This window comes from Bacillota bacterium (genome assembly GCA_013178305.1).
Classification (GTDB): Bacteria; Bacillota; Sulfobacillia; order JABLXB01; family JABLXB01; genus JABLXB01.
The window spans coordinates 175,580-193,533 of the sequence record JABLXB010000002.1; the positions used below are offsets into that span (position 1 = coordinate 175,580).

Genomic DNA, 17,954 nt, shown 5'->3' on the forward strand with positions numbered 1-17,954 from the left:
CACAAAAACCCACGTTGTCTTCTCCAACGCTCGCGGCCGAGTTCTCAAGTATCAAAAGCCGCAGGATTATGTCCAGTAGTAATTGAATTCGTATGGCGCGAAGCACGCCCCGTCCAGGCGGGCCGGGCTCGACTATCAATGGGTGGTGGAAGCGGCGTTGCCTGATAAGGCAAGGATATCCCTCAAATTCTATAATCTGGTGCACGAGGTTGCCGGCACGGCCGGCGAAAGTCTCGAGGTGGACCAGGTCACCCCATGGGGAGAGGTCATCCACAGCGCCTGCGCCAAATTCGGGCCGGAATTCCGCAGCCTGGTGATGCCCTCGCCCGGCACGCTGGGTCCGCAGGTCCGCATCCTGTTGAATGGCCGCATCCTTCTGGATGATGACCTCGAGCGCCCGGTCGGCGACGGCGGGGAAGTCGTGTTCTTTTCGGCGATCTCCGGCGGATAGGAGGGTCGCGGTGGTGAGACTGCAGCCAGATCCCCCTGAATCCGCACGCGCGCTGATAGCGAAAGGGGCCGCGTCCCGCAAGGGCTAGCCGGGACTCATCCCCTACAGTGGGCCGGATGTCCAGTGATGCAGTCCAGCCCGAGTTCCTTGAGTTTATCCGGGGTGGGGATTCCATTCCGGTCCCAGCCACGGAGCTCGTAGTATTCGTCGATCATCCGGTCAAGATCGATGACAAGGCCCTCCCTGACAACCGCGCCCTTCACAGGCTCGCCGTCCGGCCCGATATCGTATCTCACTACCTTTCCAGTTTCGTGAGTAAACCGCTTCGGCAGGGCGTCGTCCTTCCTATCCAGCCCGCACCTCACGTTGAACATCCTCTCGATGTTCACTACCCGTTCCCCTGCCTTGAGAAGCTCTTTCTCCGTGAACTCCAGGCCCAGCGCGGTCAAGCCCGCCGCGACATCGTCCGGATAAAGCGCGTAATTCTCGAGGGTGGAGAATTTGCACACTCCCACACAGTCAGTCACAGCGCTGTATTCTTCCGTGAACTTCACCAGGCGCGCCTTGTGTTTCTCGGAAATGAAATCCATGAGTTCCGGCATGATATCCGGGAACAGCCTCTCGCCCGCCTCGACGTTCCCCGCAAGGTCAATCGTCGGCAGCGCGTACAGGTGATCCGCCCCGCGGTTGGATACCGCGTGCCCCAGGCCGAACGCCTTGCACACCCTGGGTTCCTGCCTGGGTATCTCCACTCCCTTCACATGCATCGCCACTTCCACAGCCCTGCCACCAATCTCGGTGGCGGCGTCCCTCACCCCGTTCGCGAGGATGGCACCCAGCCCCCGCCTGTTCGCAATGTCGTGGATGAGTCCCACGATGCTGCGCCCGTCCCCCCAGCCCAGGCTGTAGTCCGGGGATTTGAGCAATCCGAGTTCGCCACACTCCATGGCGAAAGCGATTACCACGCCGGTGGATATCGTGTCGATCCCCAACAGGTTGCAGAGCTTGTTGGCGTATATCACGAGTTCGGGGTCATTATTCCAGATCATGGGGCCAAGCGCGTCCACACTCTCGTATTCAGGGCCTTCCAGCTCGCACTTGTACGGGCCGTCGCTCACCGCCGTCAGGCGCGAGCACTTTATCGGGCACGCGAAGCATCCCCTCGTCCCCGTCGTGTATTTCGCCAGCGCCTCGGCGTCAACACGATAGGACCACGGGAACTGCAGGAGCTGATGGTTCTTCGATGGGAGGTCGCCCTTGAGATTCTTATACTTGATGAGAATCGGGGTCCCCCACTCTGCGAGTCCCTTGGAGCCAGGGTGTCGCGACACCTTGTTGAAGGCCTCCCTGGCCACCTCCCTGAACGCGTGGCTCACCGGAGGGGATGCCCCCTTCACCGCAGCCACGGCTTTCAGCCGCTTGGATCCCATCACGGCGCCCATCCCGGTGCGGGCGGCTGCGCGGCCATAATCGTTGATTACGGCCGCAAACCGGACGAGATTCTCCCCGGCGGGGCCTATGGACGCCACCCTGGAGCCCGGGTGACGCCCCCTGAGGATCATCTCGGCACCCTCAGTGGTCGAACCCCAGATATCCGACGCGTCTTTCACCGTTACCCTTCCCGCCTCAACCAGTAGATACACCGGGTTCCTCGCCTTACCCGTCACGAACAGCATGTCGAACCCGGCGCTCCTCAGGGCCGGCCCGAAATGCCCCGACGCATTTCCGTACCCGTAGGCCCCCGTCGCGGGAGACTTCGCCGTCACCACATACCTGGCGGCAGTAGGCCACGGAGTTCCCGTCAGTGGCCCCACGCTGAAGATGAGCGGATTGTCCGGCCCCAGCGGGTCTGTCGCGGGGCCGGCCATTTCGTACAACGACGACGCAGCCATTCCCCGGGATCCGACGAACTGCCGGTATATCGCCTCGTCAATTTCCTCGTAGTCTATTGACCCGGAACCAAGGTCGACGAACGCTACTCTCCCGATCATGCCTGTAGCACCCCGCAGTCCAAAATGTCCAGAGCGGTTATCAGGCCACGCAATTACGGGCTTTCATGGTTATATCCCGCGAGTCGAAGGGCACCCGTGGGACAGACTGACGCGCACAGGCCGCAGTTACGGCAGAGAGCCTCGTTGACCCCGGTCACCTTGTTTTCGAGCGTCCTGGCCCTGTACGGGCACAGGACCACACAGCGCCTGCATTCTTTGCAGGCCGGGGCCGCGTACTCGAACGCCAGGGCCCCATACTTCGTCTCGCCGCGCAGGTGTGCCAGAGCAGCCCTCGAGGCGGCCGCGGGAGAACCGTATCCGAGTGTGTCCAGCAGGCTCGCGATGGCGGAATTCAACCTGCCGAAGACTTCCAGCCCGTGCATGATGGGCGCGGAACACACTCCCACAGCCGTGGCCCCCGCCATGAGCATCTCGACGGCGTCCTCGGCGGTCATCACCCCTCCTACCCCGACGATGTCCACTTCATTCTCGAGGGCAATCTCCGCCACCACGCGCAGCGCGATGGGCTTAATCGCTGCGCCAGACAGCCAGCCGCAGCCGCCCCGGCTTCCGAGCAGCGGCCTGCCACTCCTGATATCCACTCTCAGAGCGGGTCCCAGCGAGTCCGCCGCGGTGATGCCGCTCGCACCGGCTCTTATGCATTCTCGGGCCACTTCGGGAAGCCCGGTCCAGTTCGGGCTGAGTTTCGCCAGGACGGGAACACCCGATCCGGCCGCGATCCCCACCATGGGGACCATATCTTCTTTCTCATATGAGACCAGCTCTATCATGTCGGCGCCCGCCCCGGCAGCCCTGCGGGCATAAGCCTGCGCCTCGCCAGTGGTGTGACCGATGCTGGCAATGAGCGTACACCCTGCGGACTTCGCCCTGGGGATTTCCTCGTCTATCCACGCCTCGGGAGGGAGGTCCGACCAGAGTTCGCAGTTGATCAGGCTCGTGGCAGAAGAACGAACCATGTGCGGGGTCGGATTCACGGCCCTGGCCGCCCTTATCGTCTTTGTCACGACAGCCCCGGCGCCGGCCTTCGTGGCCCTGACCAGCGCTTCGGCCGAAAAGGACAGCGGCCCCGAAGCCAGCACGAACGGAGTGCTGAGCCTCACCCCGCACAGTGATGTCTCTATCGAAGACAACCCGGTCACCCCCAGAGTAGGGCATTGTGAGCGCCATCTTCTTTGAGTCTACAACCCACTGCGGATACCTGTCCATCAGCGCGATGCCTTTGGCGCATACGTCCACGTCTGGCAGGTTATCAGGTGTTTTTCTTTTAGACTACTCTTCAACACCCGTCCTTTCCTCAAAGTCGGGTATGTCACTCCAGCAGTCCGGCGACTGCCAGCGGCAACAACGTGTAGAATTGGTTGGCCCTCACCAGCTCGTCGACCCCCACCTGATCCTCTTTCGAATGGCAGTGTTTCGGGTTCCCCGGCCCCATTCCGATGGTCGGTATCCCGGCCACTCCCATCGTGTAAGCAGCGTCGGTGCTGAACGCCCAGCGGCCGACGCCCGGAGACAACCCCAGCGCCGCCGCCGCCCTGGAGCCCGCCCTCACAAGTTCGTGGTCCTCGGGCAGAAACCACGAGGGAAAGTATTCATCCGCAACGATCCTGGCCCCGGTATAGGCGGAGCCTTCGAACCGCATGATCTCGACGGTGGACCCGGGAGGCACGATCGACCCGAGCTCGGACAGTATCCGCTCCCTGTCTTCTCCAGCAGTCAGGCGCCTGTCGATATATACCCTGCACAGTTCAGGAACGGTATTGATGGAAGCCGCGACGCATTCAACTCGCGTGGCCGCAATCGTCCCGCGACCGAGAAAATCGTGATACATGAGGGACGGCCCCATGGTTGACAGGGTCTCAATGAACCTGCCGGCCTTGTATAGCGGGTTGTCCCCAAGTTCGGGGGTGCTCGCGTGGACGGCCTTGCCGGGAACGGTGACTATTATCGTAGCGCGGCCTTTGTGTCCCCTTTTTACCTGCAACTCGCTGGACTCGGCTACCAGGACATAATCCGGCCGGATTCCGGTCTCCTGGAGAAGGCGGCCGGTTGCCAGGCCCTCGCAGTTCTCCTCCCCTACCGCCCCCGCGACATAGAGAGTCACCTGCTCACTCACGCCCAGCGACTTGAGGCCCGCCCCGGCTTTGACCATCGCGCCCAGTGAGCCCTTGTCATCGACTGCGCCAAGGCCGTATATGATCCCGTTCTCCACCTCAGCAGCCAGGGGTGGATGGCTCCAGGAACCGGGGTCCATCGCTTCCACCGTGTCCATGTGGGCATCGTACAGTATCTTCACCGGACCCGAGCCGATCTTGCCGAGCACGCTACCAAGCTTGTCTACGTAAACCTCATCAAAACCAGACGATTTCATTTCGGCTGCGACGAGCTCGGCGACCGCTCGCTCGTTACCGCTCGGGCTGGGAGTCCTGACCAGATCGCGGACAAACCTCACGAGGTCGGGTTCGAGGATCCCGCTGAGTTCCCTGACTCTTGCGACGATATTTCCAGTGATCATGATTATCCCCCGTAAAGTGCTGTCCGGCTTGCCGCCCAGTTCTTCCCGATTGGTAAGCGCGGCACTGCGCAGGAGTGACTTCATCGAGAAGATGGCGAGCAGAGGCCGATCCCGTCAGCATCACCTGTACTGTTTGAGTACCGACAGCGGTGGGAACGTTATGGCTTCCACCGGACACCGCGGAGCGCAGTTGCTGCAGCCTACGACGCAGTTGTGCGGGTTCGCCACCACGAGCTTCTGATCTCTCGGCACCTTGAATGTCATTATTCTCCCCTCCGCATCGGCTACTTCTTGAACCACGCCTTTATCTGGGCCTTCGTGGGGATCTTCCCCTCTATCACCGGGTTATATCGTTATTTGACGATATAAGCATATGACCAGGCGTAGGGGGATGTCAATAAGGACCTTGCTATCCCCCGAGTATCGGGCTTGACACTTCCACGATGTCGCCGGCCTCGACACGGTCTGATTCCCCCGCCTTGACGCCGTTGATGGCGCAGATGAAGTACTTCCTCTGGACCGCGTCGCGGAAGAGTCGCCGCAGCACTTCAACCCTGTCCCCCACCTCGTCCAGCAACCGTCCGAGCGTCATGCCTTCACCTGCAGCATGGGATCGGGGGATCTCGAGGGTTATCTCACCGGCCGAAGCAATCTCGTTGAAGGGACTACCCAGCCTCACTGTCACGGAATCCGGCACAGCGTTTCCTCCTTTGCGTAGCCGGGCGCATCCTCAGGCGCCCTCGAACGAACCACGGGTGCGCTTGACTGTATGTGGTGGATCAGGATGGACCGGCGGTCCACGCCCGCCGTCTCGGCGAGCATTCCGTCACCGTACAGACACCCCCCAGGGCAGGCAAGGGCTTCAATGAACCGCGATTCGCGTGTACTGGGTGATAGAGAGGCCAGGAGACTGCGGCACTGGTCCAGTCCGGATACATCCAGAGCCAGGAGCGAGACGAGCACCCATCGGGGCGCGACTGCGTCCGGTTCGGTGGGTTCCAGGCGTGCGAGGTCAATCCCCTCGTTCGCAAACCACAACGCAAGTTCCGAGAAGGACAGCACACCATCAGCGGAACCGCACCGCTCTGCCTCGAAGGCCTTGGCGGTGCACGGCCCGATGAATACTACGGGGCCGCCCACCCTTTCTCGCATCCCCCGGCAATGGCAGCTCATCGGGGATGGCGCGTCAACCAGGTAAGTGGCGGCGTGCGGGAATTCGTCTTTGACCATGCTGACTACTCTCGGGCACGAATTCGATATGACAGGCGAACGATGCGACTCCAGGAGGCGGCGACGCCGTTCGAATATCTCCGGTAACACGCACGCCGTTTCTTCCACCCTGGAGAACCCGAGAAGCCGGAGTGCGGACACAATTCGGCCCGCCTCCACACCCGGGAATGCGCAGACGTACGACGGGGCAAGACTCACGGCGGCCACGGGGCTTGCGGCAATGAGCTTCCTGATCTCCGATGGATCTCTGGCAATACGATGGCGTGTCAATACAGTCACCATCACTATCCTACCGCATAAAGGGTCGCGGAGCCAAGACCGTTGACATACCGTAAGCCGGCAGTCTACGATTTGACCAGGGGGTGACGGTCTTGACTGTGGAGAGTGGTCTCACCTTGTCACCGGCAACACCGTCCGACCTGGACTCCGTCGTAGGCCTCGTGCGGTCTGCGGGCCTTCCCACAGACGGCATCGCCGAGAACCTTCAGCACTTCAAGGTGGCCAGGGATCCCGCCGGCAGGCTGGCTGGGGTCGCGGGCGCGGAGATCTACGGCGACCAGGCCCTGCTGCGCTCGGTGTGCATCGCGCCTGAGTACCGTGGTAAGGCCCTGGGCTCGCGTTTGACCGGGGCCATTATGGATTACGTCCGCGACGCCGGCTGCAAAGAGGTCTACTTGCTGACGACCACCGCGGCCGGCTACTTTGCCAGGAAAGGGTTCGCGCGGGTGGACAGGTCCGCCGTGAGCGGGCCGGTGCTGAAGTCAGTGGAATTCGCGACCGCCTGTCCAAAGACGGCGACAGTAATGCTCGCGCAGATGGACACCACCGGTTGACCGTGGACTGGCCGTTTTCCGCAAGGTGCGGGACGAGATCGGGCAAAGGGTGACCGGCCTGCTGTCATCAAACGTGTAGGCGTGACGGCGTTCCGGCGGCCGGTCGGCTCACGGGCTTGAACGTGAGGGCGCGCATTACGCACGCGGCCACGCACGCCGGCTGCTCTCCCGCAGCGAGGAGGTCGCTGCACAGGTCGCACTTCGCGGCCTTTCCGCGGCCCCCCAGCACCTGGACTCCGCCGTTCGGGCAGGCGTCCGCACAGGCGCCGCAGCCAGTACATAGCGCTTCGTCGATCAGGACCGCTCCGTCCGCCCTCCTACTGACCGCGCCGCTCGGACACGCCCCGGCGCAGGCGGGGCTCTCGCAATGGTCGCACGATAGCGACAAATGATAGACCTCGGGCCTCGGGTATTCGCCCCCCTCGAACGTGTCGACGCGCCGGATGAACTCCCCCACGCCGAGGTTGTTCCTGTCCTTGCATGCGATCTGGCAGGCCTTGCACCCGATGCACAGACTCGAATCGAACTGTATGGGGCCGCCCTGCGACGCCCCCTGGCTGCCGTCGCGTCGCACGCGCCGTCCGCCGTCCGCAGGGGGCCGGCCCGAACCTCTGTACCTCTCAACCTGGACATTGCACGAGTTCCACCCGGAATGCCCCTGTCCCGTGGGTATGGCGCCTACCAGCACGTTTGCCGACGCGCCCCTGTCGACGCACTCGTTCTCGTCCATGTCCGCCCACGCGCCCTCCGGGAGCGACACCACACCCGGCATGACCCGCGCCGTGACACGTACAGGGCAGATGATCCGGCCGTGCTTGCTCGAAACCACGACGGTGTCGCCGTCCGTTATGCCCCGACTAGAGGCATCGGCCGAACTCATGAGCAATTCCTGAGGAAACGCCTCGGTGAGCCAGGGTACGCCGGCAAGGCTGGAGTTGGTCCTTCCCCGCGCGTGCGGGGTAATCATCTGCAGCGGGTACCCAGCTCCACCCTCGGAGGCATCCTCGTACCCTTCGACCGGCCTCCGGTACTCGGGTAGCGGCGAAATGCGGTCCCACCCACACGACCGGACGAACTCGGCGATGACCCTGCAGTGGATCTCGAGCCTGCCGCTCCGGGTGTCTAGCGGGTACCGGGCCGGGTCCGCGCGGAATCTCTCAAAGGCGATGTGCCCCAGGGAGTCGCAGGCGGCGCGCGGAACCTGATAGATGCCACGTTCCTTGAACTCACGGAACGGGATCCTCCCCCGTTGCGGCCGTCCCTCCACGCCGATCTCCTCGATGTCGGTGGCGCTGATATCGACCAGGGGCTCGAAGCCGGAGCCGTCCGCCCTGGCGACGACGGCGCCGGCCACCTGATTGAACACCTGCTGCTTGAGCGGTACAGGGTCGATGGCCCCGGGGTCAAGGCCGAGACGCCTGCCGATCTCGACAGCAATCCAGGAGTCGTCCCTGGATTCAAACAAAGGCTCGACAACCTGACTCGCGAAGACGATTATCTCGCGGTTACCCGTCTTCACCAAGCCGAAACGCTCCCACGGCGTCGTTACCGGGAGCACGATGTCGGAGTACCGCGCCTGCGTGCTGAAAAACGGGTCCTGCGTCACGACGAACTCGACCCTGCGGTGAGCGTCGATCCCCTTCACCAGCCCGGTGAGCTGGTTGAGCTTCGCGGCGCCCGCATGGTATATCAGCCGGATACCGGCTTCTCCCTCCACGCCATCCCCAAGGGTGTACCTTCCCGTGAGCACCGCGTCCCAGACCTCGTTGTTGTTTACGGCAAGTGAGGCCAGCGGGTTGGCGATGTCAGGCACCCCGGGGTCACCCGCCCGGACCAGCGCAGGCCCGCCGTTCCCGGCGGCGGCGTAGGCGCTGACCCCCGTCATCCTACCCGGGAGCCCGAAGTGCCCGGTCATGCAGCCCAGCGCCATAAACACCTGCGGCCACGAGTCGGCGCTGTTGACCCGAGCCGGCGCCCAGCCGGTAAGAAGCGCGACCCGTTTGCGGCAGCCGATCTCCCTGGCCAGCCTGCGGATGGTTTCGGGTTCCACGCCGCAGATCCGCGATGCCCAGTCCGGAGTCTTCGGCTGCCCATCCCGCGTTCCGAGCAAGTAATCCTTGAAGTTGCTGCGCGGGTCCTCGCCGCCGGGCATGTGTTCCCTGTCGAACCCCACCGTGCAGCGGTACAGGAAGTCCCAGTCCATCAACGGATCGGACGAGGGGTCGTCTTCCGTCAGCAGGGTGTGCGCTATACCCAGCGCCAGCGCATGGTCGGTCGCGGGACGGCAAGGGATCCAGTCCCCACCCAGCACGCGAACTGAATCAGTGTAGACGGGGTCGATGAAGATGAATCTCGCACCCGCCCTGGCAGCCTGGAGATAGTTGTAGGTCGGGTTTCCACCGCTCGACAGCGCGGGATTGGCCCCCCACACCACGACGACCTCGCTCCGGCGAAGGTCGAAGCGGTCGTTGATGTACATGCAGCCACTACCCCTGTCGAGGCCGATGGCGGGGCCTGTATTGAGCCACGTCCCCCAGGACGTTGAACCCCACGACGTCAGGTACCCGCCGTAAAGCGACAGCATGCGGCCTATTTCAGCGCCCCACGCCAGGATCGAAGCGTTGCCGTAAGCGGTCTTCACGCGCTCTATCTCACCGGAGACCACATCGAGCGCCTCGTCCCACGAGATCCGCTCCCACTCGTCCCGGCCGCGAAGGTCCTTCCTGCCGCCGGGCGCCCAGTGCTTGCGCTTCATAGGGTGCCTGACGCGGTTCGAACCGAACACAGCCTGCCGGTAGGCGCGTCCCCGAGCGCACGCCCTTTGCTGCGGGAAGTCGGGACTGTCTGAGTGAGTGTCGTCGGTCTTCTGACGGATCGGTACCTCGCCGGCAACGTACACCCTGTTCAGGCAGCGACCACCGCAGTCGCCCCAGCAGGCGGCGGTAACCCACCTGCCCCCTGCTGCAGTATTTCCGGTGCTATCAGTATTGCCGGTGTTATGCTCCACTCAGCCGCACCCCCGCCCCGGTTTTCTGCACCGTACTCGTGTTCGCCCCCGCGGGCCCAATTCCTGCCCGGAGTTCGCGCTGTTTGACACGATCTAAAAGGGATTCCCGTCAGTGTAATTGAATGAAACACGCGTACAAAGGGTGGCGCCAGCGGCGAACTCGCCCTTTTCGGCGCCATTTCCGGGGGATGACAGGAGGCAGACCATGAGATTACAGCCCAATCCGGAGAAATGCACAGGCTGCCAGATTTGCGAGGCGTTCTGCTCGTTCAAGAAAGAGAGGGCGGTGTGGCCCGCCAGATCGCGCATCAGCGTCCTGAAGTGGGAGAAGGAAGGGGTGTACATCCCCTTTACCTGCCAGCAGTGCGAGAGGCCGCTCTGCCAGGAGGCGTGCCCCGTCGGCGCCATAGGAAGGTGCGAGGCGACGGGCGCCCTTGAAGTCGACTCCAGGCGGTGCCTCGGCTGCAAGATGTGCGTCACCGCCTGTCCCTTCGGCGGTATGGCATACGACCCCGACCGCGGGCAGGCGATAAAGTGTGACCTCTGCGGCGGCGACCCCGAGTGCGTGCGGATGTGCCCATTCGGCGCCCTCACGTTCATCAGAGAAGAGAAATACGCGCAGGTCAAACGCCGTGAGGCGGCGCGTAAGCTCGCCGGCCTTCTCGACCTGGTGGGGAGGTGACGGGCGTGTTCAGGTATAAGGGATACACCGGCAAGTACCTCGAAGTCGACCTGTCGACAGGCAGCGTGGAGGTGTTGCCCATCGACGAAGCCCTGGCGGAGGCTTTCCTCGGGGGCAGCGGCTTCGGGACGAATCTCCTGTGGCGCCGCGTGCCGGCCGCCGTCGACCCCCTTTCTCCGGACAACCTGCTGATATTCGCCACCGGACCGCTCAACGGCACGCTCATGCCGAACAGCGGCCGGATGGAGATGATAAGCAAGTCCCCGCTCACCGGCATCTATGGCGACTCGAACACGGGCGGGTTCCTCGGGCCCGAGTTGAAGTTCGCCGGCTTCGACATGGTGGTGATCCGCGGGAAAGCGCCGGAACCCGTGTACCTTTGGATAGAGGACGGAAAGGCGGAAATCCGTAGCGCGAAGCACCTGTGGGGCAAGGACACCGTCGAAACCGAGGACGCGCTGGTGGAGGAACTCCACGACCCCGGCGTCAAGGTGGCCTGCATCGGCCCGGCGGGCGAGAACCTCGTCCGGTACGCGTGCATACAGGCGACATCGTCACGCTCCTTCGGGCGCACCGGCGGCGGCGCGGTCATGGGGTCGAAGAACCTCAAGGCCATGGCCGTACGCGGGTTCGGGGCGGTGAGGATCGCCGACCCCGACGGATTCTACCGCGTGGCCGTGCGCTGCCACGAAGGCATCAAGTCTAACGAGATATACCCTGCGGTCCATCGCTACGGTACCCCCGGCATCGTCTCGCTGATGAACGTCATCGGGCGATTCCCCACGAAGAACTTCCAGCTCGGCGGATACGCGGACGCCGACAAGATCAACGCCGAAGCGCTGCGCGCCGGCTTCTTCGTGAAGGACATCGCCTGCTTCGGGTGTCCGGTCGCGTGCGACAAGATATACCGCGTGAATGAGGGCGAGTACGCCGGCACGACCGTCAGGAGCTTCGAATACGAGACCATCAACGCGTTCGGCGCGAACATCCTCAACCCGAAGCTCGACGCGATACTCAAGGCCAGCGACATCTGCGACAGGCTCGGGCTCGACTCGATCACGACCGGACGGTGCATTTCGTTCGTAATGGAACTCCTCGACCGCGGGATCCTTACGCGCGCCGGCGTGGACGGTCTCGATCTGACCTGGGGCAACGTCGAGGCGGCGATGGAACTGGTGCGGAGGATCGCCTACAGGCAGGGGGTCGGGACGCTGCTCGCGGAGGGCGTGCGCCGCGCTGCAAAGGAGATCGGCAAGGGCGCCGCGGATTACGCGATGGATGTCAAGGGGCAGGAAATCGCCGCTCAGGACGGCCGCGCACAGCAATCGATGGGGCTCGCCCACGTCACCTCCAGCAGGGGCGCGGACCATCTGAAGGCGTTCCCCACCATTGACGAGACGGGTTATCCCACCGAGGCGCGGCGCCGTTACGGCGACGCGTACCTGCCGGACATGGCCGACCCCCGTTCGACGAAGTACAAGGGTTTCCTCGTAAAGGACGGTGAGGATTACGCCGCCGTGGTTGACTCGACGGGGACCTGCAAGTCCGGCGGCAACTTCGTCCTCGCCCAGATCTACTGGGACGACGTGGCCGAGGCGGTCAGGTACGCGACGGGGATGGACATCGACGTAGTGGGACTGAAAGCCGCCGGAGAGCGCATCGTCAATCTGCAGCGGGCTTACAACGCCATTCACGGGATATCCCGCAAGGACGACACGCTGCCCAAGCGGTTCATCGTGGAGCCTAACTACCAGGCTACCCCGGAGGGCGCCGTGTGCAGGCTGCACGAGATGCTCGATGACTACTACCGGCTCCGCGGCTGGGACCGCGAGGGGCTCCCGACCGCCGAAACCCTGCGCAGGCTGGGACTGGAAGACACGATCCCGCGGCTCGAGAGCGAACTGGCCGGTCGCCCGTCCAGGAGCCCGTAAACGAGGTCTCCGAACGAGCGCCAGCGATGGTCCGGAGATCCTGGAGGTGCCCAAACGCATCCCTCCGTCTCTCAGGCCTTGCCCATCGCTGCTATCCGCTCGGCCTTCGTCCTGAACGTCTTGACTATTCGGGCCAGATACGGGGGCGCGGAGGATGCGCGCCCGAAGGCCAGCAGCGAGTCCCTGTATGCCCCGCACCTGCACAACGATATACCCGCGAGGTTCCAGAGCGTCGAGTCGCCGCCCTCCATCTTCAGGGCGTTCCTGAACTCATCAATTCCCCCCGCCCTGTCACCGAGCACCTTGTGCAGGAGGAGCCCCTTCTCCAGGGTGCAGTCTGTATCCAGCGCAGGGCTTTCGGCGAGTCGTTCGAGGCGAGCCCTCGCAACCCTCGCGTACCGCGTGAGTATCATGTTGGTATCCACCCAGGCCGCGAGGAATACGGCGATCGACGCGATGCCGGCGGGCGACGTGGTCCGCCCTCCGGCCAAGACGCGCGCTGCGAGGAACGGCGCCAGGAAGGCGAGCCCCCTGTACGTCTGCCCGAGGATGTTGTACGGGACGAGCATTATCCATCCCCAGAAGGCGATGCCCAGCGCCATGAGGATGTTTATGGACTTCCTGTCGGTACCGTAAGCACGGACCACGTAGTCCCGGAGTGCTGCGTCGCCACCGAAAGCCGCCGGGTCGGTAAGCAGTACATCCTGCTGCAAGCAGGCATTCCCTCCTTCGCCGCGGCAACTCGCGTACGTCCCGGCTCAGTCGGTAATACTGCAAGTGCCCCTGATAATCCTGTCAACGGGCAGGCTGGGTCCGGACGCAGCGGGTAACCCGGCCCTGGAGACGGGGTCCTGGCGCTTCTGCTATAATCCAGTTATGGACGCATCCGATCCCGCCGGGACAGGCAGATTCCAGGAGACCAGATGGGGCAATTTCACCTGGTTGCGTGAGCCCTCCGACCCGGGTCGCGGCAGGTTGAGTATAGCCATGACCCGCTTCAACCCCGGCGCCCACCAGCCCCCGCACCGCCATGCATCCGAGGAGCAGCTCATTTACGTCATATCGGGCGGGGGCACTTCCGTCTACGACGGCGAGACGACAAACCTCGCCCCGGGCACCATCAGCCACATGCACGCCCACGGCATACACGAGGTGTGGGCTTCGCAGAGCGGTCTCGAAATGCTGATGGTGTTCGTCCCGGCGCCCGTCGACGTGCCGGCGGTCCCGCGTGGGCGGCTGGGCTTCGACCGGTCAATCCTCGGGTCAGTGCTGGCTGAGCAGATGATCCTCGAGTACGTCCGCAGGCTTGGCTCCCTCCTCGACATGGGAATCGCGCTTGCGGATCCCGCGGGCCGCATGCTCATCGAACCAGTCAACGCCCCGCCGGAATGCGTTTCGAAGTGCTTCCTCCGGGCACGGGGGCCATGGAAGGCTCTGGGCCAGGTGAACCAGGACACGATTATCGAGTGCTGTCCGGGCAATTACTTTGTCGCCGTCCCCGTGCTGGAATCCACGACTGGCGAACTGAGCCCGCTGTACCTGTTCGCCGGTCCCGTGAACCTCGGGCCCGAGCGCGCGGTCCCACGAAGCAGGCTGTATACTGCAGCGGAGGCCACGCAGACGCTGGCGAACCTGATCGAGACCGTCGCCAAGCAGAAAGAACAGGAGCTGGTGATGGCGGCGCAGATGTTGTCCATCGGCTTACCCAAAGACCAGCGCGTCGAGCAAAGCCTGTCGCCGTACCCCGCCATCCAGAACCGCGCGGTCTCCAGGGTCGTTTCCCTCCTGCACAAGAACCCGGACAGGCGGATAAACCTGGACGAGGCCTCGCGTGTAGCCGGGTTGAACCCCTCGCATCTGTCCAGGGTTTTCCGCAGGGACATGGGCATGAACTTCGTCAGGTACGCCACGTTCGTCAAGATGGCCAGGGCTAAAGCGTTGCTTGTCACTACCGACCTCACAGTAAAGGAGATCGCCGACAGGCTCGGCTTCTCGAGCTCCGCCTATTTCGGGCAGGTATTCCGGCGTCTCGAGGGCACTACTCCCCGCTCTTACCGCGTCTCATCAAAAAACCTATAATCTAACAATAAATTCTTAGCAGGTGACGGATCTCCCCTCGCAGAAGACTCCGACCAAAAGTCCGGCCCAGTATGTCCTCGTCGTTTCGTTCGTCTTCCTTCCGATCAAATCACTGGGAGGGGTTCACAGTTGATCAGCGATTCGGTTAAGAAGGGTATCGAGAGAGCACCGCACAGGTCATTGTTCTACGCCATGGGATACACCTCCGAGGAATTGTCCCGTCCGCTCGTGGCGGTGGTCAACGCCCATAACGAAGTCATCCCGGGACACCATCACCTGGATTCTCTTGCGGCAGCAGCCAAGAGAGGAATAATCGCAGAGGGCGGGACGCCCGTTGAGTTCCCGGTTATCGGGATCTGCGACGGCATCGCGATGAACCATCAGGGGATGAAGTACCCGCTCGCCTCCAGGGAACTCGTTTGCGACTCCATTGAGGCGATGATGATAGCGCACGGGTTCGATGCCATGGTGTGCATCGGCAACTGCGACAAGATCGTGCCGGGCATGCTGATGGCTGCCGCGAGACTGAACGTCCCGGCGGTCTACGTGAGTGGCGGGCCCATGCTCGCGGGCTGGCACAAGGGGAAAACAACGGACCTCATATCCGGCCCCTTTGAGGCGGTCGGCGCGTGCACCGGAGGAAAGATCTCGGAGGACGAACTCGAGCAGATAGCGATGGAAGCCTGCCCAGGGTGCGGCTCCTGCGCCGGCCTCTTCACAGCCAACAGCATGAACTGCATGGCCGAGGTATTGGGCATCGCCCTGCCGGGGAACGGCACCATCCCGGCGGTCACGGGCAAGCGCCTCCAGCTCGCGAACTACGCGGGGCGCCAGGCAGTGCGAATGCTGAAGAAGAACGTGCGTCCTCGCGACATCCTCACGCAGAAGGCGTTCGAAAACGCCATCGCCGTCGACATGGCGATAGGCGGATCGAGCAACACTGTACTCCACCTCATGGCGATCGCCCAGGAAGCAGGGGTCCCTCTGGACCTCGGCGCGTTCGATGGGATCTCGAGGAAGATGCCCAACCTGTGCAAGCTGAGCCCCGCCGGCGTCCACCACCTCGAGGACCTCGACAGGGCCGGAGGCATTCCCGCCGTACTCAACAGGGTCAAAGAGGCAGGGCTCCTCCACGCGGACGCGCTGAGCGTGAGTGGGAAGACCATCGGGGAAATCGCCACGGGCGGCCAGGTATTCAACGACTCCGTGATAAGGCGCCTCGATTCACCCTACCTGAACGAAGGCGGGCTGGCGGTACTGTACGGCAACGTAGCCCCCGAGGGCGCCGTCGTGAAGCAGTCCGCGGTCCTGCCCGAGATGATGCGCCACTCCGGCCCGGCAAGGGTGTTCGACTCGGAGGACGACGCCTTCAAAGCGATAACCGGCGGCCGCATCAAGCCCGGCGACGTAGTTGTCATCCGGTATGAAGGACCGAAGGGCGGCCCTGGTATGCGCGAGATGCTGAGCCCGACTGCCACGCTCGCGGGCATGGGCCTGGACAGCAAGGTAGCGCTCATTACCGACGGGCGTTTCTCGGGTGGGACCAAGGGCGCCTCCATAGGCCACGTTTCGCCCGAGGCTGCCGAAGGTGGGCCTATTGCGGCCGTGCGAGAGGGTGACATCATTTCCATCGACATCCCCGCCAGGAAGCTCAACGTCGAGCTATCGGCGGGGGAGATAGCGAAGCGCCTCGAGGAATGGAAGCGCCCCGAGATCCGCGCGACGAAGGGAACCTACCTGCACAGGTACGCCCGCCTCGTCACGTCGGCAAGCAAGGGTGCGATCATGTCGTAGGTCGGCGCCTCCGCGCACGCCATGGAGTTGCCCGTCGGAGAGAACAGATAGATCGAGGGAGGGGGATCTGGGTGAAAAGGTGATCGGCTTTACTTCTCGTAGCGGTGCTGGTATCGTCCCTGCTTCTCACCTCGTGCGGTGGCAGTCAGCCGGCGCAGCCCGCGCCGAAGCCCGCCGAGCAGCCCAAGGCTGAGCCGCTTAACGAGGCTATCGCCTCAGGTCTTCTGTCACTGTCCCGTAATAAGTACGTGATCCTGCTCCTGATCGACATCGTGATACTCATCGTCGGGACGTTCATGGAGACCGCCTTTACGTCGCGGGGTCGGTGTCGGGAATCTCAATGGAGCGCATCAGCAAGGCGGTGGTGCCGATGGTTGTGGCGCTTGTCCTCGTGCTACTGATTGTCACGTACGTTCCATGGACGGTGCTGATCGTCCCAAATACCCTGGTGCCGTAGCTACCGCGAATGCAGGAGTCCGATCGCTGCCCACCATGGCGCATATAGCAGCGCGACGCTCAGCAGCGTGAGCGCGGTGATGAATGGAGCGAACCGCATCGTTTCGACAATCCCGTAACCGTGCGGTTCGTCCTGCCCCACGAGTATGATCAAGTTCTGGAATGGGAACACGAACTGCATGTTGGATACTATGTAGACAATCAGGCAGGGTATCGCGGGGTTGAACCCCAGCCTTGTGCCCACAGGAATGAGGACCGGACCCGCGAGTGCCAACGCCGTAAGCGAACTGCCGACCAGCAGGTGCGTGACAATCACTGCGACCGCCGCCACCAGCGCGAATTCCAACACGCCGGCCGGGAAATTCACCGGCGTCAGGAGCGACGACAGCCACTCGGAGATGCCCGCGCTTCCGGCGACGTTGCCGATCGCGGATGCTCCGGCCACGAACACAACGGTCGGCCAGCTGACACTGCGGCTCAGGTCGTCCGCGGTGAGCACCCCGCCGGTATAAGGAAGGGCCAGTCCCACCGCGCACACAAGCGAGACCCACGCGGGGTTGACGCCGTGCAACCTGTCGGTCGCCCAGAGCACTACCGCTACCACCGTCCAGAGGAGGGTCCGCTTCTCCGCTGCGGTCATTGGGCCCATGAGACCCATCTCATCACGAAGAGCCCTGCCATCGATCTCTTCGGTGAGCTGGCGCCTCATCGCCGGGCCGAACACGGCCAGGAACAGGGCGCAGTGAAGCGCGCTGGTCAACAGCGACGGTACGGCCATCAGCTTTGCCCAGTCGAGCCAGGAGACCGTCCTGTCAAGGAGTGAAGTGGCCGCCAGGTTCAGGGTTGAGTCCGCTGTAAGAAATGCCATGGATGTAGCCGGAGAGGCTGAGAATACCGCGAAGCACATCCGCCTCAGTAGAATACCATGGTGACTGCGAACTTCGATTTGAGGGACACCGCGTTGAGC

General features: G+C 63.3%; 15 protein-coding genes. 6 read left to right on the forward strand and 9 right to left on the reverse strand.

Annotated elements, in window-relative coordinates:
• The first annotated feature begins 82 nt into the window (after nt 1-82).
• A complete protein-coding gene (locus HPY55_06210) occupies nt 83-451 on the forward strand; it encodes a MoaD/ThiS family protein (protein NPV70223.1) in 369 nt (122 codons plus the stop codon).
• 95 nt (nt 452-546) lie between these two features.
• Here the strand turns inward: HPY55_06210 and HPY55_06215 are convergent, their stop codons facing one another.
• The 6 genes from HPY55_06215 to HPY55_06240 all read right to left on the reverse strand — a co-directional run bounded on the left by HPY55_06215 (nt 547) and on the right by HPY55_06240 (nt 6,475).
• A complete protein-coding gene (locus HPY55_06215; GenBank protein ID NPV70224.1) occupies nt 547-2,442 on the reverse strand; it encodes an aldehyde ferredoxin oxidoreductase family protein in 1,896 nt (631 codons plus the stop codon).
• 53 nt (nt 2,443-2,495) lie between these two features.
• Complete coding sequence (locus HPY55_06220; GenBank protein NPV70225.1) at nt 2,496-3,593, reverse strand: 4Fe-4S binding protein; 1,098 nt, start codon at nt 3,591-3,593, stop codon at nt 2,496-2,498.
• A 179-nt stretch (nt 3,594-3,772) separates the two neighbouring features.
• Nucleotides 3,773-4,975: a YgeY family selenium metabolism-linked hydrolase gene (locus HPY55_06225; GenBank protein ID NPV70226.1), complete on the reverse strand. Its 1,203-nt coding sequence runs from the start codon at nt 4,973-4,975 to the stop codon at nt 3,773-3,775.
• A gap of 120 nt (nt 4,976-5,095) precedes the next feature.
• The gene (locus HPY55_06230; protein ID NPV70227.1) at nt 5,096-5,239 is read right to left on the reverse strand and encodes a ferredoxin family protein; all 144 of its coding nucleotides are present in this window, start codon (nt 5,237-5,239) and stop codon (nt 5,096-5,098) included.
• Nucleotides 5,240-5,384: 145 nt separating this feature from the next.
• Nucleotides 5,385-5,672 carry a MoaD/ThiS family protein gene (locus tag HPY55_06235; GenBank protein ID NPV70228.1) on the reverse strand — a complete coding sequence of 96 codons (288 nt, stop codon included), beginning with the start codon at nt 5,670-5,672 and terminating at the stop codon, nt 5,385-5,387.
• A complete protein-coding gene (locus HPY55_06240; protein ID NPV70229.1) occupies nt 5,657-6,475 on the reverse strand; it encodes a hypothetical protein in 819 nt (272 codons plus the stop codon). The genes HPY55_06235 and HPY55_06240 overlap by 16 nt, the downstream gene beginning before the upstream one ends.
• Nucleotides 6,476-6,576: 101 nt before the next feature.
• Here HPY55_06240 and HPY55_06245 point away from each other — a divergent pair, with 101 nt between their 5' ends.
• Nucleotides 6,577-7,038, forward strand: a complete 462-nt coding sequence (locus HPY55_06245; GenBank protein NPV70230.1) for a GNAT family N-acetyltransferase — start codon at nt 6,577-6,579, stop codon at nt 7,036-7,038.
• 67 nt (nt 7,039-7,105) lie between these two features.
• On the opposite strand, the gene HPY55_06250 is transcribed toward HPY55_06245, so the two are convergent.
• On the reverse strand, nt 7,106-10,045 hold the full coding sequence (locus tag HPY55_06250) for a molybdopterin-dependent oxidoreductase (GenBank protein ID NPV70231.1): 2,940 nt from the start codon (nt 10,043-10,045) through the stop codon (nt 7,106-7,108).
• A 205-nt stretch (nt 10,046-10,250) separates the two neighbouring features.
• On the opposite strand from HPY55_06250, the gene HPY55_06255 reads away from it, so the two are divergent.
• Both HPY55_06255 and HPY55_06260 read left to right on the forward strand, forming a co-directional pair.
• Complete coding sequence (locus HPY55_06255; GenBank protein NPV70232.1) at nt 10,251-10,727, forward strand: 4Fe-4S dicluster domain-containing protein; 477 nt, start codon at nt 10,251-10,253, stop codon at nt 10,725-10,727.
• A gap of 5 nt (nt 10,728-10,732) precedes the next feature.
• Nucleotides 10,733-12,658: an aldehyde ferredoxin oxidoreductase family protein gene (locus HPY55_06260; GenBank protein NPV70233.1), complete on the forward strand. Its 1,926-nt coding sequence runs from the start codon at nt 10,733-10,735 to the stop codon at nt 12,656-12,658.
• Between the two features lie 71 nt (nt 12,659-12,729).
• Here HPY55_06260 and HPY55_06265 read toward each other — a convergent pair whose 3' ends face one another.
• Nucleotides 12,730-13,371, reverse strand: a complete 642-nt coding sequence (locus tag HPY55_06265) for a hypothetical protein (protein NPV70234.1) — start codon at nt 13,369-13,371, stop codon at nt 12,730-12,732.
• A gap of 64 nt (nt 13,372-13,435) precedes the next feature.
• Between HPY55_06265 and HPY55_06270 the strand changes: the two genes are divergently transcribed.
• Nucleotides 13,436-14,737, forward strand: coding sequence for an AraC family transcriptional regulator (locus tag HPY55_06270; GenBank protein ID NPV70235.1), 1,302 nt, complete (start codon nt 13,436-13,438; stop codon nt 14,735-14,737).
• 129 nt (nt 14,738-14,866) lie between these two features.
• Nucleotides 14,867-16,531, forward strand: coding sequence for a dihydroxy-acid dehydratase (gene ilvD / locus HPY55_06275; protein ID NPV70236.1), 1,665 nt, complete (start codon nt 14,867-14,869; stop codon nt 16,529-16,531).
• Between the two features lie 457 nt (nt 16,532-16,988).
• Here ilvD and HPY55_06280 read toward each other — a convergent pair whose 3' ends face one another.
• Nucleotides 16,989-17,894 (reverse strand): hypothetical protein, encoded by a 906-nt coding sequence (locus HPY55_06280; protein ID NPV70237.1) that lies wholly within the window; start codon nt 17,892-17,894, stop codon nt 16,989-16,991.
• Nucleotides 17,895-17,954 lie beyond the last annotated feature (60 nt).

Bases quoted from the DNA above. Each gene is read 5' to 3' on its own strand.
- HPY55_06225 (NPV70226.1), bottom strand. From the start codon at position 4,975: ATGATCACTGGAAATATCGTCGCAAGAGTCAGGGAACTCAGCGGGATC.
- HPY55_06255 (NPV70232.1), top strand. From the start codon at position 10,251: ATGAGATTACAGCCCAATCCGGAGAAATGCACAGGCTGCCAGATTTGC.
- HPY55_06230 (NPV70227.1), bottom strand. From the start codon at position 5,239: ATGACATTCAAGGTGCCGAGAGATCAGAAGCTCGTGGTGGCGAACCCG.
- HPY55_06280 (NPV70237.1), bottom strand. From the start codon at position 17,894: ATGTGCTTCGCGGTATTCTCAGCCTCTCCGGCTACATCCATGGCATTT.
- HPY55_06215 (NPV70224.1), bottom strand. From the start codon at position 2,442: ATGATCGGGAGAGTAGCGTTCGTCGACCTTGGTTCCGGGTCAATAGAC.